A 24,090-nucleotide genomic window follows, 5' to 3' on the forward strand; every position below is an offset into this window, starting at 1 on the left:
CTCTTCGCGTTCGCGGCAAGGTCAACTCATGGGGTTACAGACACAACTTCTGGCAACCTGCTTAGGGTTTTCCACGAACACACGCAACGCGGTGCGGGCGGCGTCGAGCATCGCCTCGTCCCGCACCGCCAGCGCGAGCACGAACACGCCTTGCACCAGGGCCAGCACCGCGTCCGCCAACTGCTCGACGGTGAGCCCGCCGCGGACGTCGCCCGCGTTCTTGCCCGCGCCCGCAACAGTTCCCGTAAGGGAACCTGCCATTCCTTGACGTGATCGGCCAGCACCGCCCGGAATTCCGGTGAGCCGGCGGACATCTCCGCCGACAGCTTGCCGAACAGGCACGCCCGCTGGTACTCGGATCGCGTGAACGCCTCGGCCATGTCGGTGAAGTAGCCGACGAGCACGTCCGCGGTCGGCAGGTCCGCCTTGGCCGTCCAGCTTTCGAGCAGGTCCAGCTGGAACGTCAGGTAGCGCCGCAGCGCCTCCTTGGCCAAGGCCTCTTTGGACCCGAAGTGGTGGTAGAAGGAGCCTTTCGGCACGCCGGTCGCCGCCAGGATGCCGTCGACCGTGGTGCCGTGGAAGCCGTGGCTGTAGAGCCGGCGCGTGCCTTCACGCAGCAGCTTTTCCCGGTGCGGCAGCGCTTCCATTCAGATTTCGACACCCATGCCGACGGTCGTGCTCAGGCCGCCGTCCAGCGGGATGACCGCGCCCGTCATGAAGGTGGTGGCCGGCGAGGCCAGATAGATCGCCGCCGCGCCTACGTCCTCCGTGCGGCCCACGCGGCCCACCGGGCTCTTGGCGCGGATCGCGTCCCCGTGCTTGTCCAGCGTCGCGTCCATCATCTTGCTGGGGAACGGGCCCGGGGCGATCGCGTTGACCAGGATCTTCGGCGCCAACTCCGCGGCCATGTGCCGGGTCAGGTGGTGCAGCGCCGCCTTCGAGGCCGAGTACGAGAAGTTCTTGAAGCCGGGCACCATCAGGCCGTCGATCGAGCCGATGTTGATCACCCTGGCCGGGTCGTCCTCGGTCGCCGACGCCTCCAGCAGCGCCCGTCCCAGCTGCGTCAGCACGAACGGCGCCCGCACGTTCAGGCCCAGCACCTTGTCCCACGCCGAATCCGGGAACTCGTCGAACGCCGCGCCCCACGTCGCCCCCGCGTTGTTCACCAGCACGTGCAGCTGCCCCACCCGCTCCCCCACCTCCCCGATCAGCCGCTCGCACTGCCCTCGCTCCGACACGTCCGCCGGCAGCGCCGTCACCTCTCCGTACTGCGACAGCTCCTTCTCCGCCGCCGCACACGCCTCCGCCTTGCGCGACGACAGGAACACCCTCGCCCCCGCCCGTAGGTAGCACTCCGCGATCATCTTCCCGATACCGCGCGAGCCCCCCGTCACCAGCGCCACCTTGCCGCTTATCGAGAACAGGTCCCGCACAGCGGTGTCCCCCTTCCAACCCGGACTAGACGAGGCCGTCTAGACGATACCGTCGCAGTTCCTCCGAGGTCGGGAGGGTTGACAGCATCAAGTGTGAGTGGTTTATTACTCACCATCGCATCAGTGAGTGGTCAATCACTCCTTAGCCTGGGAGGGCGTCTTGACGTCACTGCCGTACATCAGCGATCACTACGCCCCGGTCGCGGAGGAGCGGACGGCGCGGGAGTTGAGGGTGCGGGGGACGCTGCCGAAGGAGCTGGAGGGGCGGTATCTGCGCAACGGGCACAACCCGAAGCCGGGGGTGACGCCGACGCACTGGTTCAAGGGCAGCGGCATGATCCACGGCTTACGGCTGCGAGAGGGCCGCGCGGAGTGGTACCGGAACCGGTGGGTGCGGACGCCGCTGTTGGAGGGGGTGGCGGAGGGCCACGGGGACCTGACGGCGAGCGTGGCGGGCACGCACGTGATCGAGCACGCGGGACGGCTGCTGGCGCTACAGGAGGCGAACCTGCCGTTCGAGATCGACGCGGAGCTGAACACGGTGGGGGCCTACGACTTCGGCGGCAGGCTGAAGACGAACATGACGGCCCACCCGAAGGAAGACCCGGTCACGGGTGAGCTGCACTTCTTCGCCTACTCGCCCTTCCCGCCGCACCTGATCTACTACGTGGCCTCGCCGCGGGGCGAGATCACCAGGCAGGAGGTCGTCGAGGACGCGGGCCCGTCGCTGATGCACGACTTCGCCATCACGGAGAACTTCGTGGTGTGGATCGACATGTCGGTGATCTTCGACGCGGCCGAGACGGGCGGCCTCCCCTACCGCTGGCACGACGACTACGCGCCGCGGATCGGCGTCATGCCGCGCATGGGCCCGGCGGAAGTGACCTGGCACGCGGTGGAACCGGGCGTCCTGCTGCACGTGACGAACGCGTACGAGGACAACGGCCGGATCGTGCTCGACGGACCGCGCTTCGACCGCGGCGCCTGGGAAACCTCCTCGAAGTTCTGGGCGGGCCGACCGGCGCACCCGGAGACGCCGGCGGTCGGCATCAGGCAGCACCGCTGGATCCTCGACCCGGCTGCCACCATTGCCAAGGAAGAAGCGGTGGACGACCTGGTCGTGGACTTCCCGGCGATCAACAACCAGGTGCTCGGCCGCCCCAACCGCTACGGCTACGCGGTGGCCTTCCCCGGCGGCGGCCTGCACCGGCACGGCATCGTCAAGTACGACAACCACTCCGGCGCCAGGAGCCTGACCAGCGGCGACGAACACCACATCCCCGGCGAGGCGGTGTTCGTGCCGGCCGAGAACGGCACCGCGGAGGACGACGGCTACCTGCTCACCATCGTCAGCGACACCCGCCGGCACGCCTCCGAGTTCATCGTCTACGACGCCAGCACGCTCGACACCGTCGCCACGGTGGAGCTCCCCCACCGCGTGCCTGGCGGCATCCACGGCTCGTGGATCCCCGACGCCGACCTCTGAATCTCACCACCAGCAAAGGACTTCTGACATGGACCTGATCGACACCTGGCTGCGGCTGTGGAACAACGACCTCACCCTGGCCGAGAAGATCGTCTCTCCCGACTTCGTCGCCCACGCGGCCCCGCTGGTCGACAGCGGCAGCGACGAGATCCGCGGCCGCGACGGCCTCACCGAGTGGATCGCCGGCACCCACGCCACGATCCGGGATCTGGAGTTCACCGTCGCGGTCGGCCCGATCGCCGACCGGGACTTCGTGGTCGTGCGCTGGCACGCGAGCGGCACGAGCGCCGTCGGCCCGGTCTCCATCACGGGCACCGACATCCTGCGCCTGGTCGACGGCATGATCGTCGAGTACTGGCTCAACGCCGACAGCCTGCAACTGGCCCGCCAGGTCGGGCTGATCCCCCAGGCCTGACGTCATTGCGGGTGGTGCAGGCCGACGGTGACACCGGCGGCCAGCACCCCCGCGTTGGGCAGCAACAGGGTTCCGTTCTCGGCGGCCAGGGTCACGTACGTCAGCCCCAGGGCCCGCACCCGCCCGGTGAACGGCCCGTTCAACGCGCCGGACCGCACCTCGATGGTGTCGCCGACCCGAAACGGCCGCACCATCAGGATCATCAGCCCGGCAAAGACGTTGCCCAGCGTCTGCTGCGCGGCGATACCGACGACGACACCGGTCAGCGCGCCGCCGACCACCAGCTGCTGCAACGGAATCGCCAACGCGCTCAACGCCGTCAGCACGATCACGCAGTAGCCGGCGGCCGAGATCACCACGGCCAGGATCGACCCGGCGGAGCCCATGCCGCGCCGGCTCAGCCGGGCATCGACGTAGCCGGCAGTGCGTCTGATGGCCAGCACGCCTGCGATCACGAACAGCAGCGCACCGACCAGCGAGATCGCCTTCTCCACCAGGCGATCGTGAATCGGCAGCAGGCCGGCGTCCGGGGCATTCACCATGATCAGGAACACGACGGCCAGACCCGCCCACAGCAGCGGCCGCCTCAGCTTCTCCTCCGTTCCGGTCATGAAGATCGCCTACCCGGCCCACACGGGGTGGCAAACCCTAGGACGCCTTGCGAGTGGCCCGTTTCACCGCCGACGCCAGTTCGTCCCGGCTCATCTTGGACCGGCCCTTGATACCCAGCTCGCGCGCGGCCTCCGCCAGCTCGGCCTTGCTCGAATCGTCCACCTGCGACGATGAACGGGCGGGCCTCCGGCCTCGTTCCACGCTGCGACGCAAGGCTTCCAACAGGTCCGTCGTCCCGGTCGGCTCCGGCGGCTCGGCCTCGACGACGATCTTGCGGCCCTTGTGCTTGTCCTGTATGAGCTTGTTCACCTTGCGCGTGTAGGTGTCGCGGAAGTCCCGCGGCCGCCACGGCATGGCCATGGACTCGATCAGCTGCGTCGCCATCTTCAACTCGTTGGCATGTGGTCGATTTCCGCTGGGCAGCGTGTCGAGCATGTCGTGCGGGTCACGGATCTCGTCGGCGTAGTACAGCGTGTCCAACGCCAGCACGCCGTCATCGGCCCGGATGTCCGTGAGATACTGCTTGCCCCGCATCACGAACGAGGCGATGCCGACCCGGTTGGTCTTGGCCAGTGCCTCGGTCAGCAGCGCGTAGGGACGGCCGTACTCCTCCTTGGCCGGGGCCAGCCAGTACGTCTTCTGGAAGTGGATCGGGTCGATCTCGTCCAGGTCGACGAAGCCGGTGATCTCGATCGACTTGGACCGCCCCGGCGCGATGGCCGCCAGCTCGTCCGGCTCGACCAGCACGTACTCGCCGTCGCCGACCTCGTGGCCGCGCACGATGTCGGCGTACTCGACCTCCTTGCCGGTCCGCTCGTTGACGCGCTGGTAGCGGATCCGGTCGGAGGTGCCGCGCTCGAACTGGTTGAAGTGGACGGTGTGGTCGTCGGTGGCGCTGAACAGCGCGACCGGGATCGTCACCAGCCCGAAGCTGATGGAGCCGCTCCAGATCGACCGGGCCATCACGCGCCTCCGCTACGGGCCTGTCGCATCGCCTCGGCTCCGAGCACCCGGCGCCAGCCGATACGCAGGCGCAGGGTCACCGGCCGGCCGTGAAGGCCGTCCAGGTCCGTCATGGCTGAGCCTCCGCGAACTCCCGCACCAGCGCCTCGCAGAACGCCGGCAGGTCGTCGGGGTTCCGGCTGGTGACGAGGCCGCCGTCGATGACGACTTCCTTGTCCACCACTGTTCCCCCGGCGTTGCGGATGTCCGTGCGCACGCTCGGGTACGACGTCAGCGTCCGCCCGCGCACCACGTCGGCCTCGACCAGCAACCACGGGCCGTGGCAGATCGCCGCGACCGGCTTGCCGGCCTCGAAGAAATCGTGCACGAGCGACACGGCCAGGCCGTTCTGCCGCAGTTTGTCGGGATTCGTGGTGCCGCCGGGCAGGATCAACGCGTCGAAGTCGTCCGCGTCGGCCCGGTCCACGGTCACGTCGACGGCGAACGTGTCGGCCGGGTTGACGTCGGCGTTCATCGCCTGGATCTCTCCGTCCTCCAACGACACCAGCAAGGCCTTGCCGCCGGCCCGCTCGACCGCCGCCTTGGGCTCGGTCAGTTCCACCTGCTCGACGCCGTCGGTGGCGAGAATCGCGACCGTGCGGCCGCGCAGCTGCTCGGACATCACTGCCTCTCTCGGGTTGCCGTACACGTCGGGTTCTTCCTCGGCGAGCCGCTCGTCCAGGGTCTCCCCCTCGCGCTCCTCGCGGGGCGTCATGCCGAACCGGTCCGCCGCCGCCCAGTCCTCGGGCGGCTCGACGCCCTCCTCCAGCGGATCCTTGCCCAGCTCGTCCTCGTCGAGCTGCTCGCTGGTGGTCAGGTCCGGGTCAGGTGGGCTCGTCATGCCCATCGGGTACCCCGTCGACGCTGCTCAAACGCCGCCGGTGGCGGAAATCCGGCGTGGCGGCGGCGGGCGCTCTGCGATAATCGCCGCCGTGAACAGAGGGGACGACCAGGCGGGGGTTCACTTCCTGCTTTCGCTGATCAAGCCGGAGGACGCGGCGGCGGTGCGGCGGCGGCTCGGGTTGGGCGTGTCGAGGACCCAGAGCGGCGAGATGGCACTGTGGCAGCTCGAACGGCTGAGCGCACCTCGGTCGGCGTGGCTGTGGATGATGGAGCAGAACGATCCGGCCGTCAACCAGCTGGTGTTCCACCGGCACGACATTCCCGATGTGCTCAAACGGGACATCCTGCGTGGACAGCCGTTCGGCGGCACGAAGCCGCGGCTACTGCGGCGGCGGCTGCCGCACTGCGGGCAACGAGGCTGCCTGCACGAGGAACCGGTGATCCCGGTCGGCCGGCGCGGAGTTATCGGTGAACTGCGCGAGGCGAGCACGATGGGGGCGGGCCGGGTGGCGGCGCGCGCGGTCGACTGGAGCCTCTGGGCTCAGGTCGCGGAGGCGGACCGGGAGCAGCCGCTCCCCGGCTACGCCCGCTGGGCGCTGGCCGTGCGGATCGACTGCCCGCCGGAGCTGCGTGCGCAGTTCGGCCAGCACCCCAAGTTCGTCCACCGGCTGCGTCAGGCCGGCATCGTCGAGCTGCGGGATTATGTCGAACGCGGCCGACCGCCGCGCCAGGTGTTGGGCGTGCTGCACTGCGGCACCCAACTGTTCCCGCAGCGGGCGGCCGAGGCCGCCGCGCTGCTGGCCCCGTTGGTGCGGGCCGAGATCGGGACGAACCTGGACGCGTGGGCGGTGCTGGCCCAGTTGTTGCCGACGTTCGCCGGCACGGCGCCGGAGCTGATCAGCACGAGCGGCGCCGTGGCGACGGTGTGAGGACGGGCGGCTGGATTCGAACCAGCGTGGCCACCATGCCGTAGTGGTGCGACTGCCTCTGCGCTACGACCCGTCGACATCGATCTTACAGAGGGAGAAATGGAGCACCGCAAGCGGTTGCCGGTCGTCGACCTGCGCGATCGACGGGCGCTGGCCGACTGGCAGCCGGCCGCGCCCGAGGTGATCGCCGAGGCGGAGCGGCTCAAGGAGGCCGCGCTGCTCGATTTCGGGCTGGCCGAGTCGGTGGTCGGCTCGTGGCTGTTCGCCAAGTGCCGGCACCAGATCGTCACCACGGCGATCGAGACCGCCGCGGTCGTCGCCTCCGGCGACGGCGCCTGTCTGCTGCTGTTCAACCCCGACTTCTTCGTCGGCATCGGACTGGACGGCGTCAAGTTCGTGCTCTTCCACGAGGCGCGGCACCTCGTGCACCGCCACCTGTTCACGGACCGGGAACTGCGGGACGACCCGGTCTTCACGCTCGCGGCCGAGGTGTCGATCAACCACGTCGTGAAGACCCGGCTGGGTCGCGGCCTGCCGACGGTGAACCGGAGACCCACCGGCATCGACCCGAACGGCATCCATGCGATGTACGAAGCGGATCTGACCGCGCAGCACCTGGATCCCCTGTCCTATGAGGACTTCGTCCGCACCGACATGACCGTCTACGCCGAACTCAAGCGCATGAGACAACCGCCGGTGCCGGACACATCGTGCGTCCACGTCACGCACGACCTCCAGCAGGATCAGCAGACGGTGGACGGGGTTGTCCAGTCGGTGCTGCTGAACTCGCTGCTGGCGGCCCGTCGCGGCAACAGCAGGGCCGAGTCGGAGATGCTCGACCTGATGGGGCGCACCGAGGACACCGCCAGCAAGATCTGGGGCAAGCTCGGCGCCGGCATGCTGCGCGGCGAGACTGCTCGCACCGGCAAGGTCGACTGGTGGCAACGGTGGCTGATTGACGTGCTGGGGTCCAAGCTGCGTGCCGGCGAACGGTTGGTGTATCCGAAGAAGCGTGGCGCGGTGCTGGCCATGCTCGGCCATGAGCCGATGCTGTCGCGAAGCGGACCGGTGCGGGACAAGGTGTTGGTCATCGCCCTCGACACGTCCGGGTCGATGCCGCAGAGCGTGGTGGACTGGATGGTCGAGCTGGTCGGCGGGATCGACGGCGTGCAGGCGCACTGGCTGTCGTTCGACTGGGTCGTGATGCCGTTCAAGCCCGGTGATCAGGTGCGCGGCGGTGGCGGCACGAGCTTCTACGCCGTGATGGAGTACGTCGAGGGGCGGTCCACAGTGGACGGAAAGCACTTCGAGGAGCGGCCTGACGCCGTCATCGTGCTCACCGACGGCCATGGCGGACACGTGACACCGGCCGAGCCGGACAAGTGGATCTGGCTGATCACCGAGGGCGGCGACGACTGGCCCGACGCGCACACCCCAGCCATGGCCTGCCACCGAGTGCGGCCCGTGAACGGAAGAGACCGATGACGACCACCCGGCAGAACGCCACCTACCGGACCCCGCCCGAGGACCCGTCCCGGCTGGCCGCGTTCATCGACACGATGATCGACATCGGACAGACCGGGCAGATCTTCGGCCCGCACGGCATCGGCAAGACCGCGACCTTCTTCTCGCACATCGCCGAGGCCCATCCGGACGCGGCGCTGGTGTTCGTGCCCGCGGCCAATCTCACGCCGGACGACCTGCTGGTCAACGCCCCGGTGCGGGAGGACGGCGAGCTCGTGCTGCGGCAGCTGGTGATGAGCCAGCTGCGGCCGGGCAAGCCGTTCGTGCTGCTGATCGACGACTCGTTGCAGGCCGGCGAGACGATCCAGTCGCAGCTCATGCAGATCGCCTGCAACTGGACGCTGGGCGAGCACGATCTGCGTGAACTCGGCTGTATAGGTGTCTTCCTGACCGACAACGAGTCCCTGGCCGAGACCTCCGCGCGGCGCGGAGACCTCGCGATCCTCGACCGCATGGTGACCGTGCGGATGACCGCGAACGACACGGCATGGCGCACCACGCTGGCCGCCCGCCACCGCGACTGGGACCTGGGCCCGTTCTTCGCCGTGTGGAACTCGCTCGGCCCGGAGCTGCGGGAGTTGTTGTCGCCACGGACGATGGAGCACATCCTGGCCAACGCCCGCGAGGGATTCCCGTTGCGCTGGGCGCTTCCACTCGTCAACGGCGAGCGGCTTCGGCTGGAGGACACGCACAGCCGGCGGACCGTCAACCGCACCGCCGAGATCCTCGACAGGCTGGCCGCCGCGCTCGGCGTACGAAACCCTGACACCATCCCGGATCCGGTCCGGCAGGTGCTGCGGGCCGCGGTGCGCAACCGCTGGTGCGTGCTGTTGCAGGGGCCGCCCGGCTGCGGCAAGACGGAGCTCGTACGTGAGACGATCCGGGCCGAGCTCGGCCGCGAACCACTGTACTTCTCTTTGCCGGTAACGAATGTCGAGGATCTGTGCGTGCCGCTGCCGACCGCGGACGGCACGCTGGAGAACCTGTTGTCACGGCCGTTCACCGGCGGCGAGCCCAAGGCGATCGTGTGGGACGAGTACAACCGGCCCAAGGACAAGGCCGCCTTCGCCCGGCTGATGGAGGTCACCCAGGAGTGGTCGCTGGCCGGGCAGCCGATCCGCAACCTGCGGGCCCAGGTCGCGATCCAGAATCCGCCGTACCACCTCGGGCGCAAGCTTCTGGTGTCTCGCAACAACATCGCCCAGGCCACCCGCTTCACCGTGTCGCTCCAGGTCGAGCCGGCCGACATCCCGGCCAACGAGTGGCTGATCAAGCGGTACGGCGGCGTGGCCGAGACCGTGCTGGAGTGGTGGAAGAACGACATCGACGACGAGGGCCGGGAGTGGATCACCAAGCGGACCCTGGAGCGGTTCGTCAAGCTGCACCAGCGCGGCCTGCCGCTGGAGCTGGGCACGATCTACCTCGGCGACGGCGAGTACGCGCCGGTTCCGCTGACCGCCCTGATCGAACGGCTGGCCAACCGCAAGGTAACCGGCCTCGGCGAGCTGGCCGCCGACGTGAACGGCTGGGAGGCCCGGCTGCGGGCCGAGTCGGCGTCGCCCGAGGGCGGCGACGCCGGCGACGTCGTGCACCAGGTGCTGGCCAACGCCGAACTGTCCCAGCTGCGCCGGCACCGCAAGGTCGTCCCACGGCTGGTCGCCCTGCTGCCGCCCAAACTCCGGGCCACCTACCTGGTCGGCGTGGCCGAGGACCGGCAGCGGTTCTGGATCGAGGTGTTCGGGAACATGCCGCGCTAAGCCCGCGACTGTCGGTGCACGCTACGCACGGCCACCACATCGGCTGACACCGAAGGCCGTTCGGGGATCGCGAGGCTGAGGGCGTCGAGCCTGCGACGAACGCTGGTGGCGATCCCCTTGCCAACCAAAAAGTGGGGAAGTACAGACATCATCCGGGCACCGTCCAGGAGGCGGTGCGCGGCGCGGCTGTCGAGGCCGGTGTTGCTCAACACGAGGTGCCGCAGGCGATGTGGGCTCGAAGAAAGCGCATCGGCGATGGCGGTCGTGGCGGCCTCGTCGAGGCGGTTTCCTTGAGCCCCAAGGACCCCGGCGGCCTTCACGCGCCCGAGATCGCACGTCTCGACACCGGCCTGAGCGGCCGCGACGACCAGCGCCGCGGCCGCCTGCGGGCCGATGCCGTTGCTGGCCAAGGAGATCCTGCGCAGCCGGCCGGGCCGCAACGCACCGGCAATGGCGTAGGCGCCTTCGTCGCTGAGCTGGGCGGCCGAGACGTACAGCTCGCTCACGGCATCGGCGGCCACCAACGCGGCCAGGTGTCCGGCACCGGCCGGGCCGAGCGGATTGCCGCCGACATAAAGACGTTCGATCCGACGGCCGGCGGTGGTGGCGGCCAGGATGCCGTCGACCACACGGCCGACGGCGTCGGCGTCGAGGTTGGTCTGCACCAGGTCGATGGTGCGCAGCGACCGTGCGGACTCGATGATCGCGGCCGCCGCGTCGCCGTCGCCGATGGGGTTGCGCTTGAGCCAGATGCCGGTGACGGCGCTGGCCTGCGGCGACATCCTCAGCTGGTCTGCAATGCGGCACGCGCCGCCGGCGGTGATGCCGTTGCAGCCGAGGTACAGGGTCTCGACCTCGTGCTGGACGGCCTCCGCCGCCACTTCGGCCGCCCCGTCCCCCAAGCCGTCGGTGCCCAACAGCAGATGCCGGACCACGCCGGGTTGCAGCGCCTCTGCCACCAGCGACGCGCCGTCCGGCCCCAGCGCCTGCTTGCACAGATCGAGCCGGCCGTCGGGCAGCGCGGTGCCGGTCGGGAAGTCCAGCCGCTCCGTGGTCGCCGTGCCGGTACGCAGCCAGGCCAGCAGAGGTTCGAGCTCGCTCACCACGCCGCCTCCCTGTAATCCTTGAGGAACACGCCGGCCACCGGGACACCCCGCTCGCCCCGCACGACCGGGTCGTACACCCGGGCCGCACCGTCCACAATGTCCAGTGGCGTGCGGAAGCCGTTGTCGGCCAGGTGGGCCTTCTTCGGAGCGGGGTTCTCGTCGGTGATCCAGCCGGTGTCGACCGAGCACATGTACACGCCCCGCTCCGCGAGCTCGGGCCCGCTGGTGCGGGTGAGCATGTTCAACGCGGCCTTGGCCATGTTGGTGTGCGGATGCCCGGAGGTCTTGTTCCGCACGGCGAACCGTCCCTCGACCGCCGTCACGTTGACGACGTAGCGGCGTGGCCGCGGCGAAGCCAGCAGCAACGGCAGCAGCCGGTCGCACAGCAGGGTCGGCGCCAACGCGTTGACCAGCTGCGTCTCCAGCACCTCGGCCGCGTCGAGCTCGCCGACGCGAGCCGACCAGGAGTTCACCGGCGCGGTGTCCGGCAGCAGCCCCGCCTCGTCGATCTCGGCCAGCGCCAGCGCGCCGTGGCTCTGGCCCAGCGCGAGCATGGGGCTGAATCCCGGCGCCGCCATGACGTTCGACGGCAACGCACCGACCTCGCCGCCGATCAGCGCCGCGTAGGATTCGGGCGGCCGGCGCACGGTCTGGGCCGCGTTGTTGACGAGGATGTCCAGCGGCCGGCCGTCCTCGCGCAGCGACTCCGCCAGCCCGAGCACCTGCCGTGGATCACGCAGGTCAATGCCGACGAGCGTGAGCCGGTCCAGCCAGTCCGCGCTGCCTGGCGCCTCCTCGAAGCGCCGCCGCGCATCGCGCGGGAAGCGGGTCGTGACCAGGAGCTCTGCCCCGTCCCGCAGCAGCATCAGCGCCAGCTGGAACCCGATCTTCACCCGGCCGCCGGTCAGCAGCGCCCGCCGCCCGGTCAGATCGGCCCGGGCGCTGCGCCTTGAGGCGTTCTCCCGCGCGCAATCCGGACAAAGCCGGTGATAGAAGGCATCCGCGAGTTGGTAGGCCTCCTTGCAGATGTAGCAGCGGCGGGTTCGCGCCAGCGGCATGGCCGGCGCCTCCGGATCGTGCCTCAGCGGCGCGTCCTCACGCCGGTCCGTACCGCCCGTCGCCGTCGTGGCGTCGATCGCCGCATCCGCCTGCGCACGTTCGGCCGAACGCACCTTCTTGCGGCGCTGCTTGCCGTCACGGGCGAACGATTCCGCCACCCGCTCCGCCTTCAGCCGCACCGGATCGTCCGCCGGCAGCGCCCGCAGCCGCGCCACGGTGTCGTGGAACGCCTTCAACTCCCCCTCGCTGACCATGCTCCCCCCTCTTCATGCAGGGAAGGACGCCTTACCCTCGTTGAACGCGGGTAAGGCGTCCTTCCCTGCATCATGAGACCGCGACCTGCCAGGGCGGCCGGATTCGAACCGGCGTGCTTCGGATCCGCAGTCCAATGCGCCTGCCTCTGCGCTACGGCCCTGGCATTGCCGGACATCGTAGCTTTGCCGGCTTCGTCGGCTCACGGCCGTCGTCGTTCGACCGACAATCGCTACCACGGAAAGAAAAGCCGATCCCACAACGGCCGCCAACCCGACATCGGCCCAGGTCAGCGCGGACTCGATCAAGCGTGACCATCGTCAGGAATTTTCGGCACCGGTTCCGGGCTGCTCCGGGCGGCCAACGGCCGATCGGGCCGGCCGATGTGACCCTTGACACTAAATAGGAAACTTTCCTAACTTTTTCATCATGCGGGAGACAACTGGACGTCGGCTCACGTTGGCCGAGCAACATGAGCAGTACACGGCTCGGTACTCACGGCGCACGCTGTTCCGCGCCGGGGCGGTGGGCGGGGCGGCGCTGGCGGTGGGCGGAGTGCTGCCCGCGACCGCCTCGGCCGCCACGAACGTGCCGATGACCAAGGCCACGGACAAGGTCTCGGGCTCGGCGGTGCGGCCGTTCGGGCGGCACATCGCCTTCGGCGCGGACCCGTCGCAACAGGTGGTCGTGTCCTGGCAGGTGCCGGCCGCGGTGACGGCGCCGTTCATCCGGATCGGCACCAGCCCGACCGATCTCGGCGCGGCCCTGCCGGTCGAGGTGCGCACGCTGACGAGCCAGCTGTCCTGGCAGAAGCCGACCGAGGACGAGCCACTGGTCAAGCCGAAGACCGTGGTGCAGTACTACCTGCACGCCCGGCTGGACCACCTCGTCCCGGACACCGCCTACTACTACGTGTTGGGCCACCAGGGTTACGACCCGGCGGGCCGGCTGGACGGCGTCGCCACCTTCCGCACGGCGCCGGCGGTCGGCAAGGGCGCCGGCTTCGGCTTCACGGCGTTCGGCGACCAGGGCGTCGGCTACAACGCGACGGCCACGACCGGCCTGATCGCCGGCCTGTCCCCCGCCTTCCACCTGCACATGGGCGACCTCAGCTACGCCAACTCCAGCGGCGGCGGGGACACCACCGACTCCTACGACGCCCGGATCTGGGACACCTTCTTCAACCAGAACGAGCCGGCGGCGGCGCAGATCCCGTGGATGATGGCGATCGGCAACCACGAGATGGAGCCGTGGTACGCGGCCGACGGCTACGGCGGCGTGCGGGCCCGGTTCACCATGCCGGACAACGCCTGGAGCGGTTCGACCGGCATCTACTCGTGGCGGTACCAGAACGTCGGCCTGATCAGCCTGGACGGCAACGACATCTGCTACAACACGCCGACGAACCTCAACTACACCAAGGGAAAGCAGCTGTCCTGGCTGAAGGCCACGCTCAAGGCGATGCGGGCCGACGCCTCCATCGACTTCATCGTGGTGTACTTCCACCAGTGCCTGTACTCCACGTGCCAGGACAACGGGGCCGAACTCGGCGCGCAGCAGCAGTGGGCCCCGCTGTTCGATCAGTACAAAGTGGACGTGGTGCTCAACGGGCACAACCACATCTACGAGCGCACCGACCCCATCCGCGCCGGCAAGCCGACCCGCAAGCTGGCCTCCGGGGACACCGTCACCCCCGCCAAGGACGGCACCACCTACGTGGTGGCCGGCGGCGGGGGCGGCGGCATCTACAAGTTCCCCGGCTCGGACACCTACATGGGCCACGAGACCGCCAACGACGGCACGCAGCCGATGAAGGTGTCCGATGAGGACGGTCACGACAAGACGGTCAAGGTGTCCTGGTCCCGGGTCCGCTACACCGGCTACTGCCTGGTCGCCGTCGACGTCGTGCCGGCGACGGCGACCACACCGGCGAAGATGACCGTCCGGTCGCTGACCGAGGACGGCACCGCCGTCGACCAGTTCACCGTGCAGCGCTAGCCGATCACCCTGGTGAGCTCCGGCAGGCCCTCCAGCGCCGTCCACGGCCTGCCGGACCACAGCCTTCGCCTTGTCCCCCAACGACTCCACCGCGCCGGCGAACAGATCCATCGGTAGGTCCAGGTCCTTGGCCAACGCCGATCGACGCAGCCCGGTGGCGTGCTGCACCAGCACGGTGCCGGGCCGCATCGCCGCCAGCAGGCCGCCGTTCACCGCCACCTCAAGGGCATCCGGGTCCTCTTACCGGCCAGCACCCGGCCGGCGGGCCCACACGTGCAGCTCGAAGCGTTCCGCGATGGCCCGCGCGATCGGCGCGCCCTGGTCGCCGAGGCCGACAAAGCCCACCGCGGTCACGTCACGCCCCGATCGCGTTGAGCTCGGCCACGACCTCGGCGTCCAGGCGCAGGTCGGCGGCGGCGATGTTCTCCCGCAGGTGCGCCACCGAGGACGTGCCCGGGATGACGCCGATGGCCGGCGACCGCTGCAACAGCCAGGCCAGCGCCACCTGCTGCCGCGACGCCCCGAGCCGCTCGGCCACGGCCGTCAGCGCGTCCGACTGCAACGGGGAGAAGCCGCCCAGCGGGAAGAACGGCACGAACAGGATGTTCTCCTGCTCGCACTGGTTGAGCAGCGCCTCGTGCCGGCGGTCGGCGATGTTGTACAGGTTCTGCACCGTCACCACCGGCGCGATCGCCTGCGCCTCCTTGAGCTGGCGGGCATTGACGCCGCTCAGCCCGAGGTGCCCGATCAGGCCCTGCTCGCGCAGCTCGGCCAGCGCCCCGAACTGGTCGCTGATCGGCTCGTCGTCCGACTCATCGTGGCCGGCCACCCGCAGGTTGACCACGTCCAGCGCGTCCAGGCCCAGGTTGCGCAGGTTGTCGTGCACCTGCGCCTTCAGGTCCGCCGGGTGCAGGATCGGCACCCAGCCGCCGTCGGCCGCGCGCCGGGCGCCGACCTTCGTCACGATGTGCAGGCCGTCCCCGTACGGGTGCAGCGCCTCCTTGATCAGCTCGTTGGTCACCACCGGCCCGTAGAAGTCGGCCGTGTCGATGTGGTTGATGCCCGCCGTCACCACCGCGCGCAGCACCTCGACCGCCGCGCCGCGGTCCTTCGGCGGGCCGAACACCCCCCGCCCCGCCAGCTGCATCGCGCCGTACCCCATGCGGGTCAGCGTCAGGCCCTCCGCCGGCGTGAAAGTGCCACCGCCCAGACTCATCGCTCTTCCCTTTCGTCGTCTCCGTCTTGCTTCTCCAGCTTGCCGCGACGACGAGCGTGGTGGATGCACCCCGCGTTTCCTGGGAGTGGCAGGGCTAGCCTCCGGACGGGCAGGGATCGGGCAGATCGGGCGACGGAAACCCGCCGTGCTCCCCCGGACCCATCACCCGCGGCGGGGTGCAGATCTCCTTGGCCGCGAGGTCGACGTCGAGGCCTCGGATCAGGACCGTGCCGGCAGCGGCGGCGATGCGGTTCTCGGTGCCGAAAGCGAGCACGTGGGCACCCGTTTCCGGCCCGGGCAGCACGGCATAGTCCACCGGCCGCGTGGGATCGCTGACATCCCGCAACACGACCGTGTTGTCGCCTTCCGCCGTGGCCAGGTAACGGCCGTCAGCGCTGAACACCGGCAGCGCGGGAGCAATGGCGGTGGCCACGTCGCGGATCTTCGTGATCGCGCCTTCCGGCGTGCGCCGCCACAGCGTGACGTATCCGTCCTGTCCCTCGCGGTGGGCCACGGCGATCAGCCGGCCGTCCGGCGACACCGCCGCGGCGTCGTGCAGGTCGACACCGTCGAGATCAATCGGCTTGGCCGGCTTGCCGCTCAGGATCTGCGGCACGTCCCAGACCTTGGCCGGGGCCGCGATGATGTCGGGCTCCCAAGACTTGTGGCCGGCCGGTGCGGGAACGGCGACCGGAGCGGTGACCAGGGTGCGGCCGTCGGCGGAGAACTGCATGGCCGACGGCGAGATCGGCAGCACCGCCAGCGGTTCGGCGGCGGCGGCGTTCGTGGTGTCCCACAGGAACGTGCGCTGGTCGTCCGGTCCGTGCCCCGTCTTGCCACCGGTCTGGTGGTCGATCTCGGTCGCGCCGAGGCTGCCGATCGCCAGCAGGCGGCCGTCCGGGCTGAAGGCGACCCCGACCGCCGCATCCGTCCGATAGATCCGAAGCATCTGAGGGTGGGCCATACTGGCGACGTCCCACAGCGACACCGTGTTGGCGGACTCGCTGGCCGCATACACCACGGCGACGCGGCGGCCGTCGGGCGACAGCACGCAGAACGTGATCTTCCCGGTGACCTCCGGCGGCCTGGGCAGTTTCGCCCACTCCGAACTCCCGCCGACCGGCCTCAGCTCCTCCACTTCGACCGCGTCCCCTTGCGCGTAGGCATGGCGCTTGAGCGCGACGTCCAGGGATTCGGCGAAATCGGACTGCCCGGCCGAGGCGTACTGGAGGCTGTTGGTGAACGAGCTCAGCACGAGGCCGCGGGTGCGGGGCGACGGCTCGCTGCGATAAGCGGCCAGCGCGAGCTTGGCGGCCCCACGCGGGTCGCTGAGCGCGGTGGTCGAGATCTGGTCGATGACGTTTCGGACGACGGCCTCGTCGCGTTGCCTGGCCACGGTTTGCTGGCTGATCAGCGAATAGGCCGTCGTGCCGGACAGGGCGACCAGGAGCACCACCAGCAGGGCGATGAACCGGCGCTGACGGCGGGTCTGGCGCTGGGCGGACAGCAGCTCCTGCTCGCGGACGGAGACGCTGCGGTCGTAGAAGGCCTGCTCGCGGTGGGAAAGCGACGGGGTGCAGGAGCGGACCCAGTCGCGGGCGAGCTGGAGGCGGGCGCCGCGGTAGAGGGCGCCGTCGTCGCGGGTGAGGCCGTCCCAGATCTCGGCGGCCTCGGTGAGCTGGCGGTGGACGCGCAGGCTGTCGCGGTCCTCGGTCAGCCACTCCCGCAGCCGCGGCCAGTGGCTGATCAGGGCCTCGTGGGCGATGTCGACGCTGTCCCGGTCGACGGTGATCAGCCGGGCCGCGACCAGGGCGTCCAGCACCTCGTCGAGGCCCTCGACGTGTTCGAGTTCGGTTCGGTCGACGCGGCGGCGGGTGTCCTCCGTGCCGTCACCGAGCGCGGTCAGGCGCAGGAACACTTGACGGGCAACGGCTTGCTGCGCCTCGGTGAGTCCACTATAGACGGATTCGGCGGTGCGGCTGAGGGCATGGCTGATGCCGCCGGCGGCGTCATAGCCGGCGGCGGTGAGGGTGATGCCCTGGCGGCGACGCCAGGTCTCCAGCAGGGCGTGCGACATCAGCGGCAGCACGCCGGGCTGGTTGGTGACCTCGGCGACCAGGCGCGTGACCAGCGCCGTCTCGACGGTGTAACCGAGGTCGATGGCCGGCTTGGTGATGGCCAGGCGCAGCTCGTCGGAGGTCATCGCGCCCACCAGCACCGGGCCTTCGCCGAGCACCTGGCGCAGCTGCGGATATTGCAGGCAGTGGCCGAAGAAGTCGGCGCGGACGCCCACACGAGCCGGGCGCGGCTGGACGGCGCGGCGGCCACGTGCATGAGGGCGGTGATGACGGCAGCCGCTCCTCCTCGTCGACGCAGAGGGTGAAGACCTCCTCGAACTGGTCGACGATGACCAGCGCGTCCCGGCCGGCGGGTTCCTCGGCCACGACCTGCCGCAGCCTCAGGTGCAGCGCAGTCGGATCGGCCCGCAGCTCGGCCCGCAGCTCGGTGGCCGGTGCGCCGATCGGCCCGGCCAGGCCCAGCGCGCACTCGTCGATCGGGTGCGCGCCGGGCGTGAAGACGACGGTCGGCTGCGGACCGAGGCCGTCCACGCCGTCCCGCAGGCCGGCCGCGGCGAGTCCCGCCCGCAGCAGCGACGACTTGCCGGCGCCGGAGGCGCCGAACACCACCACCAGCCGGCGATTGAGGATCTGGTTCGACAAATGGGCCAGCAGCGCGCCCCGGCCGTGAAATCTCGTCGCGTCCTCGATCTGGAACGCCGACAGGCCGAGATAGGGCGGCTGTCCGCCGTCCGGATCGGCGGGGGCTTCCTGTGCCTCCGCCACGTCACGCCATTTCCGCTCCCATTCGGCCAGGTCGCCGGCGCAGGCGTCGACATAGGCCAGGGTCACCGAGAGCGAGGGCAGTTTCCGGCCGCTCGCCGCCTCCGACAACACGGCCACCGAGTAATGCGCTTTAACGCTCAGTTCCCGATAGACCGGACTGCCGGCCGATTCCCGCAGTTTGCGGAGATCCGCGGCGAACCGCAGCAGCGGCGTGTCGCCCGGGTCGAGCGGCCGCTCGCTTCGTGGCATGGCCAGACACCCCCCGATGTTCGTTGCCCTCGATCGTTGAACAGGGGCTGCTTGTCTGGCAAATCCGGGACGAAGCCGAACAAAGCTTTGTCAGTTCAGCTTGCCGTCCTCGATGCGCACGACCCGATCAGCCAGGTCGAGGGCCCGTTCGTCGTGGGTCACGACCAGCACCGCGGCCCCGCGCTCGTGGGCGTGGGCGGCCAGCAGCGACATCACCGCACGACCCCGCTCACGGTCCAGCGCCGCCGTCGGCTCGTCCGCGAGAATCACCGGAGCCCGCGTGTAGAGCGCCGCCGCGACCGCCGCCCGCTGCCGTTCACCACCGGACAACTGCCCCGGATAGCGATGCGCTTTCGCTTTGAGGTCCACGGCTTCGAGTAACTCTTCGGCCCGTTCACGATCGGCGTCGGTCGTTCTTCTGCCGGCGGTGATGTCCCGAACCAGCAGATTGTCCATCACCGTCAGGAAACCGATCAGGGCCGACGCCTGGAGCACATAGGCGGTGTCACTGGCCGCCTTCCGATTCACCTTGCCGTTCACGTAGAGCGGCGACTCCTTGATCTGTACGACGCCGGCGGTCGGGGTGAGCAATCCGCCCGCGATGGCCAGCAGGGTCGTCTTTCCGGAGCCGCTCGGGCCCAGCAGGGCGACCAGTTGGCCGGCCGGCAGGTCGAGGTCGATGCCGTGCAGCACCTCGACGTCGCCGTAGCCGTGGCGGATGTCGTGCAGGACGGCGGCGTTGGCGCCCATCAGGCGGTCCTTCCCAGGCTGAGCAGCGGATCCACGGTGAACAGCCGGCGTACCGAGGCCGCCGCGCCGACCAGCGCCACGACCAGCAGCAACGCGCCGGCGGCGGCCGCTTCGCCCGGCGGCAGCACGAAGACGTTCGACGGCATCACGGCACCCATGGCCACGCCGGCCGCCGCGCCGAGGAGCACGCCGGTCAGGGCCGTGGCCAGCACCTGCGTGACGTACGCGCCGACCAGCAGCCGCCGGGACGCCCCCGTGGCCCGGAGCACCGCGAGCGGGCCTTCCTTCTGCAGGGTCAGGATCCAGAACACGACGCCGATCAGCAGCGCCGCCCCGGCGTACAGGAAGGTCCTGATCATGCCGATCGTGCCCGTTTCCGCCTGGTAGCCGGGGACCGCGTCGATCGCCGCCGCCTTGGTCAGCGGTTCCGTGTCCGGCAACGCCTTCGCGATCGCCGCCAGGGTCTCGTCGTCCTTTGTGGACACCATGTAGGCGCTGACTCCGGCCGCGTCGCGCAGGCGCTGCCAGTCCTTGAGCGGCAGCGAGGCCACCGCCGCATGTTGGATGCTGCCCAGGTCGGCGAAGCCGGTGATCTTCAGCGGCACGTTGCCCGGCTGCGCCCGGACCTCGTCACCGGGGCTCAGGCCCTTGTCGCGGGCCTGATTGTCCAGCACCACACCGCTTTCGGCGTTGTCCGTGGCGAGCAGTGCCACCGGTACGCTGCGCTGACCCGCCGTGAGCGAGGCCATCGTGAACCCGAGCGGCTGCACGTCCGTCACGCCGTCGACGCCTTCGATCAGCGCCTTGTCGCTGGTCGGGAGGCTGCTGCGGGAGAGATCCCCGTCCGCGCCTTTGGCGTACACGACACCGTCGACCGGCAGCCTTTGCAGGCCCGACACGTCCGCCGCGCCCAGGCCGACCGTCAGTCCCGTCAGGACAAAAACCAGGAAGGCCGTCAGCGCGACCAGGCCCGCGATCAGGCCGAACCTGACCGGCGCGTGGCGCACCTCCCGCCAGGCGAGAAACCGCATGAGCACCTCTTTCCGACACCTTGTCGGCAACTATTCCAACACGGCGTCGGGAACCCGTGCCCGCTTTTCCGACGTGACGTAGGCAACACCCGGTAGACTCGGTCTCGTGCCTAAGATCAGCGCCCCCACCGTCGCCGAACACCGTGCTCAGCGGCTGCGCGCGCTGCTGGAGGCCGCCCGCGTGCTGGTCGCCGAGCAGGGCCCCGACGCGCTCACCCTGTCCGCCCTCGCCACCCAGGTCGGTCTCTCCCGGCCCAGCCTCTACGAGTACTTCCGCTCTCGCGACGACCTCGTCGCAGCCATGGTCGAGGACGAGCTCCCCCGCTGGATCACCGAGCTCGAGGCCGAGGTCCACCGCCACTCCGCGCCGGCCGACCGCATCGCCGCCTTCGTCCACACCCAGCTCCGCATGCTCTCCGACGGCCGCCACACCGCCCTGGTCGTGCTCGCCGGCCACGCCCTCGGCCCCGCCGCCCAGGACCGCATCATGGCCGAGCACGCCCGCCTGTTCGCTCCCCTCGTCTCCGCCCTCTCCGACCTCGGCATCGACCACCCCGACCTACGCGCCCGCCTCATCCAGGGCATCGTCACCGCCGCCACCCCCCTGCTCGGCGCCGACGAGCTGGCCAACCGCCGCGTCATCGACGCCGCCACCCACCAGGCCGTGCACGGCCTCTAACGGTCGGCTTCCAGCAGATCGAGGGCCTTGGCCGCGTCGGCACGGCGGGAGACCTTGAGCTTCCGGAGGATGTTGGTGACGTGGACGCTGACGGTCTTGGGGCTGATGACCAGGGCGGCGGCGATCTCGCCGTTCGAGCGGCCGGCGCGGAGGTGGCTCAGGATCTCCAGTTCCCGGGCGGTCAAGCCGGCGTGGGAGGCAGCGGGAGGGGGCAGCACCTCGGCGAGGGGGATCCGATACCGGCCGGCGGTACGCACAATCGCCGCCTGCAAGGCAGAAGCGCCAAGGGCCTGAGCGGAGCGGTGGGCGTCGCGGAGGAGGAGGGCGCTGCGGTCGCTCGACGACTGGCCGAGCAAGGACTCGGCGGAGCGCCACTGGGCGAAGGCAACAACAAAGGGCTGACCGACATGCTGCCAACGGCTCACGGCGGCGGACCAGGTGTCGGGGTCGGGAGAGCGGCGGACGTCGGCGGCCAAGGCGTGGCAGAGGGCGGCGTGGGCCTGCTGCTCGGGCTCGGCGCAGAGCTTGGACACGGCGGCGACGATGCGGTCGGCATGGACCGGCTCACAGCGGCCGGCGACGACGGACAACTCGTCCTCGGCCCACAGGCCAAGGACGAGAAGACCGCCGAGCCGACGCTCGGCGGAGGTGCCGGCCAGCCGGGTCAGGGCGGTGTCGACCAGCCCTCGCACAACGGTGAACTTTCCTTCCCAGCCGGCGAGTTCGGCCTGGAGACCCAACACGCGGGCGACGGTGGAGGGACGCGCGGTGTCGAGGCTGATCACGGCGTCGAGGCGCGAGAGCAACGCTCGGCCGCCAACCAGATCGCCGCGCAGGACGGCCAAGCGGACGCGGACCAGATCGAGCGCGGCCGCGACGTACGAACCTGGATCGCACGCATCGGCCTCAACCAGCAAGCGGTCGGCGCAATCCCAGTTGCCACGCAGAATCTCGATGTCGGCGGCGCTGCTGAGGAGACTGGCGCCGCCGGTGGCACCGGCCCCGACGGCGTCGAGCTCCACGCGCCCGGCCAGGGCCGCCGCCACGGCCTCGTCGAGCCGATTGGCATGGCGCAGCGCGGAAGTCAGGTACAGGTGCTCGCCGTAGGCATCCGGCGACACGGCCAGCTCGGCGGCCATCCGCACCGCGGTCCGCAACGAGGCGATCCCCTCCTCGTGACGGTCGTCCTCGGCCAAACCGTGCCCCAGCGCCAGATGCCCCATCTGCTCGGCCTGCCAGACGCCGCCGGCCCGGCCGAGGGTGATCGCCTCCGCGCCGAGGCGACGGGCCTCGGCCGGCTGGTCGCGGCGGATCGCCAGCCAGGCCCGGCTGGCGGCGAGCTCGGCCAGCCACGCGGCGGGAGGATCGCTCGGCAGGAGCTGCTCGGCCAGGTCGAGCGTGGCTACGGCCTCCGATTCCTGGCTCTCGCACAAGTGATAGTCGCTCAGCAACAGGCACATGCGCAGGATGCGTTCGGGTTCACGAACACTGGGCACGTGGGCGATGGCGGTCCGCATCAGCTCGATGGCCCGTTTCCCGTCGCCCAGCCGATCGGCGTACAAAGCGGCCTGCTGCAACAAATGCCCGCAGTCCAGACCCACGAGCTGGTCGGCATCCGGGACCTCCGGCCACAGGGCGACGGCGTGCTCCAGGTGACGCAGCGTTTCCTCATGCGCGTGTACTTCGGCCGCGGCGAAGGCGGCGTGGACGGCGGCGGTCAAAGCCCGCGGACGGTCGCCGGCGGCATGCCAGTGCCGGGCTATCTGGGCTGCGGCCCCGGCGGGAGCATCGTCGGCCCACTGCGAATTCGAGCTCAGCAATTCGGCCAACGTGGCGTGGATCCGCCGGCGTTCGGCCGGCAGCAGGTCCGCGTACATCGTCTCGGCGATCAACCCGTGCCGGAACCGATATCCGCCGTCTGTTCGCACAAGTAGGTGGCACCGCACGCATTCCCGCACCGCCGCGTGGTCCTCCCACAGGGCGGCGAACAGGTCGTCGCTGATCGTCGGCCCGGCCACGGCGGCGATGCGCAACGCGGACAACGCCGACTCCGAGAGTTGGTGCGCGTGCCGGAGAACCAGGTCGGCCACCGAGGGCGGCACGTCGCCGTGACCGGGCGGGTCCATGCCGGCCAGTACCTCGGTCAGGAACGGATTCCCTTGGGAGCGCTCGAAAATCCGGCGCACAACAACCGGCCCCGGGGTGCGGCCGAGCAGGTCGAGCACCTGCTCCCCGGTCTCGCGGAGGGTGAGGCCGTGCAGCGCGACCGTGGCGGCCTGGTCGTGACGGACCAGTTCGGCCAGCAGCCGGCGGGTCGGATGGCCGGCGTCCAACTCGTCGTCGCGGTACACGCACACCAACACCACGGGCGTGGCCCGCAACCGCACGGAAAGGAAACCCAGCAGGCTCACCGTGGACGGATCGGCCCAGTGCAGGTCGTCCAGACCCAACAGCACCGGAGCGGCATCGACCAACACGGTGGCGACGTGTTCGAACAGCTCGGACCGGGCCTGCGGATCCAGCCGCAGCTCGTGGCCGGGCGGCGACAGCAGTTCCGCCACGTGTCCGTGCAGCGCCTCGACAATGGGCGCGTACGGGATCGGGTAGTCACCCACCGGCGGGCATGCACCGCGCAGGGCGACGCCACCGGACGCCACGTGCTCGTCGCAGATCTCGGCCAGCAGACGGGACTTGCCGACGCCGGCGGCACCGCTGATCAACAGCACGCCGCCGCGGCCGCTGCGCCGCACGTGTTCGGTGAATTCCCGCGCCGCGTCGAGTTCTTCGCGACGCCCGATGAAACGCGGGCTGCCGACCCTGACGTGGCTGACCACGACCCCACCCGCCCCCAGGTTGGCGGCCCCTAAGAAAAATAAGGTAGCACGCCCGATGCCGTCCTATCGGCC

At 70.0% G+C, this 24,090-nt stretch carries 19 protein-coding genes, 2 tRNA genes and 1 pseudogene; 7 read left to right on the top strand and 15 right to left on the bottom strand.

What is annotated here, in order from left to right; all coding sequences use genetic code 11:
* Positions 1–26: 26 nt before the first annotated feature.
* Positions 27–647: a TetR/AcrR family transcriptional regulator gene (locus KUTG_RS05590; protein WP_198047032.1), complete on the bottom strand. Its 621-nt coding sequence runs from the start codon at positions 645–647 to the stop codon at positions 27–29.
* The gene (locus KUTG_RS05595; RefSeq protein ID WP_304413663.1) at positions 648–1,394 is read right to left on the bottom strand and encodes an SDR family oxidoreductase; all 747 of its coding nucleotides are present in this window, start codon (positions 1,392–1,394) and stop codon (positions 648–650) included.
* Positions 1,395–1,593: 199 nt separating this feature from the next.
* Here KUTG_RS05595 and KUTG_RS05600 point away from each other — a divergent pair, with 199 nt between their 5' ends.
* A complete protein-coding gene (locus KUTG_RS05600) occupies positions 1,594–2,919 on the top strand; it encodes a carotenoid oxygenase family protein (RefSeq protein WP_043715407.1) in 1,326 nt (441 codons plus the stop codon).
* Positions 2,920–2,947: 28 nt separating this feature from the next.
* Positions 2,948–3,334 (top strand): ester cyclase, encoded by a 387-nt coding sequence (locus tag KUTG_RS05605; RefSeq protein WP_052394046.1) that lies wholly within the window; start codon positions 2,948–2,950, stop codon positions 3,332–3,334.
* Positions 3,335–3,336: 2 nt separating this feature from the next.
* Here the strand turns inward: KUTG_RS05605 and KUTG_RS05610 are convergent, their stop codons facing one another.
* The 3 genes from KUTG_RS05610 to KUTG_RS05620 form a co-directional block, all read right to left on the bottom strand.
* Positions 3,337–3,945: a mechanosensitive ion channel domain-containing protein gene (locus tag KUTG_RS05610; protein ID WP_052394048.1), complete on the bottom strand. Its 609-nt coding sequence runs from the start codon at positions 3,943–3,945 to the stop codon at positions 3,337–3,339.
* Positions 3,946–3,982: 37 nt separating this feature from the next.
* Positions 3,983–4,909, bottom strand: a complete 927-nt coding sequence (locus KUTG_RS05615; protein ID WP_043715409.1) for a non-homologous end joining protein Ku — start codon at positions 4,907–4,909, stop codon at positions 3,983–3,985.
* A 109-nt stretch (positions 4,910–5,018) separates the two neighbouring features.
* Positions 5,019–5,570, bottom strand: coding sequence for a type 1 glutamine amidotransferase domain-containing protein (locus tag KUTG_RS05620; RefSeq protein ID WP_043728406.1), 552 nt, complete (start codon positions 5,568–5,570; stop codon positions 5,019–5,021).
* Positions 5,571–5,880: 310 nt separating this feature from the next.
* Here KUTG_RS05620 and KUTG_RS05625 point away from each other — a divergent pair, with 310 nt between their 5' ends.
* Positions 5,881–6,720 (top strand): hypothetical protein, encoded by an 840-nt coding sequence (locus tag KUTG_RS05625; RefSeq protein ID WP_043715411.1) that lies wholly within the window; start codon positions 5,881–5,883, stop codon positions 6,718–6,720.
* A 1-nt stretch (position 6,721) separates the two neighbouring features.
* On the opposite strand, the gene KUTG_RS58045 is transcribed toward KUTG_RS05625, so the two are convergent.
* Positions 6,722–6,794, bottom strand: a tRNA-OTHER gene (locus KUTG_RS58045).
* A gap of 25 nt (positions 6,795–6,819) precedes the next feature.
* On the opposite strand from KUTG_RS58045, the gene KUTG_RS05630 reads away from it, so the two are divergent.
* Together KUTG_RS05630 and KUTG_RS05635 are read left to right on the top strand one after the other, a co-directional pair.
* Entirely contained in the window at positions 6,820–8,205 is a 1,386-nt protein-coding gene (locus KUTG_RS05630; RefSeq protein WP_043715413.1) for a vWA domain-containing protein, read from the top strand.
* The gene (locus KUTG_RS05635; RefSeq protein WP_043715416.1) at positions 8,202–10,001 is read left to right on the top strand and encodes an AAA family ATPase; all 1,800 of its coding nucleotides are present in this window, start codon (positions 8,202–8,204) and stop codon (positions 9,999–10,001) included. The genes KUTG_RS05630 and KUTG_RS05635 overlap by 4 nt, the downstream gene beginning before the upstream one ends.
* On the opposite strand, the gene KUTG_RS05640 is transcribed toward KUTG_RS05635, so the two are convergent.
* From KUTG_RS05640 to KUTG_RS05650, 3 genes are all read right to left on the bottom strand, one after another.
* Complete coding sequence (locus tag KUTG_RS05640) at positions 9,998–11,104, bottom strand: leucine-rich repeat domain-containing protein (RefSeq protein ID WP_232240679.1); 1,107 nt, start codon at positions 11,102–11,104, stop codon at positions 9,998–10,000. The genes KUTG_RS05635 and KUTG_RS05640 overlap by 4 nt on opposite strands.
* The gene (locus tag KUTG_RS05645) at positions 11,101–12,420 is read right to left on the bottom strand and encodes an SDR family NAD(P)-dependent oxidoreductase (RefSeq protein WP_043715421.1); all 1,320 of its coding nucleotides are present in this window, start codon (positions 12,418–12,420) and stop codon (positions 11,101–11,103) included. Before KUTG_RS05645 ends, KUTG_RS05640 begins: the two co-directional genes overlap by 4 nt.
* A gap of 88 nt (positions 12,421–12,508) precedes the next feature.
* A tRNA-Arg gene (locus tag KUTG_RS05650) sits at positions 12,509–12,582 on the bottom strand.
* A gap of 265 nt (positions 12,583–12,847) precedes the next feature.
* Between KUTG_RS05650 and KUTG_RS05655 the strand changes: the two genes are divergently transcribed.
* The gene (locus KUTG_RS05655; RefSeq protein WP_043715423.1) at positions 12,848–14,416 is read left to right on the top strand and encodes a purple acid phosphatase family protein; all 1,569 of its coding nucleotides are present in this window, start codon (positions 12,848–12,850) and stop codon (positions 14,414–14,416) included.
* A 355-nt stretch (positions 14,417–14,771) separates the two neighbouring features.
* Here KUTG_RS05655 and KUTG_RS05660 read toward each other — a convergent pair whose 3' ends face one another.
* From KUTG_RS05660 to KUTG_RS05675, 5 genes and pseudogenes are all read right to left on the bottom strand, one after another.
* Complete coding sequence (locus KUTG_RS05660; RefSeq protein WP_043715425.1) at positions 14,772–15,632, bottom strand: oxidoreductase; 861 nt, start codon at positions 15,630–15,632, stop codon at positions 14,772–14,774.
* Between the two features lie 94 nt (positions 15,633–15,726).
* On the bottom strand, positions 15,727–17,925 hold the full coding sequence (locus KUTG_RS05665; RefSeq protein ID WP_052394050.1) for an nSTAND1 domain-containing NTPase: 2,199 nt from the start codon (positions 17,923–17,925) through the stop codon (positions 15,727–15,729).
* 73 nt (positions 17,926–17,998) lie between these two features.
* Positions 17,999–18,724 (bottom strand): annotated as a pseudogene (locus tag KUTG_RS65980) (hypothetical protein); the annotation flags it as partial.
* Between the two features lie 90 nt (positions 18,725–18,814).
* Positions 18,815–19,474: an ABC transporter ATP-binding protein gene (locus KUTG_RS05670; RefSeq protein WP_043715428.1), complete on the bottom strand. Its 660-nt coding sequence runs from the start codon at positions 19,472–19,474 to the stop codon at positions 18,815–18,817.
* The gene (locus KUTG_RS05675) at positions 19,474–20,505 is read right to left on the bottom strand and encodes an FtsX-like permease family protein (RefSeq protein WP_157494350.1); all 1,032 of its coding nucleotides are present in this window, start codon (positions 20,503–20,505) and stop codon (positions 19,474–19,476) included. Before KUTG_RS05675 ends, KUTG_RS05670 begins: the two co-directional genes overlap by 1 nt.
* A 106-nt stretch (positions 20,506–20,611) precedes the next feature.
* Here KUTG_RS05675 and KUTG_RS05680 point away from each other — a divergent pair, with 106 nt between their 5' ends.
* Entirely contained in the window at positions 20,612–21,184 is a 573-nt protein-coding gene (locus KUTG_RS05680; RefSeq protein WP_043715433.1) for a TetR/AcrR family transcriptional regulator, read from the top strand.
* On the opposite strand, the gene KUTG_RS05685 is transcribed toward KUTG_RS05680, so the two are convergent.
* The gene (locus KUTG_RS05685; RefSeq protein ID WP_043715435.1) at positions 21,181–24,018 is read right to left on the bottom strand and encodes a helix-turn-helix transcriptional regulator; all 2,838 of its coding nucleotides are present in this window, start codon (positions 24,016–24,018) and stop codon (positions 21,181–21,183) included. The two genes, KUTG_RS05680 and KUTG_RS05685, sit on opposite strands and share 4 nt — an antisense overlap.
* Between the last annotated feature and the right edge of the window lie 72 nt (positions 24,019–24,090).

Origin of the sequence: Kutzneria sp. 744 (assembly GCF_000568255.1) — a bacterium.
Classification (GTDB): Bacteria; Actinomycetota; Actinomycetes; order Mycobacteriales; family Pseudonocardiaceae; genus Kutzneria.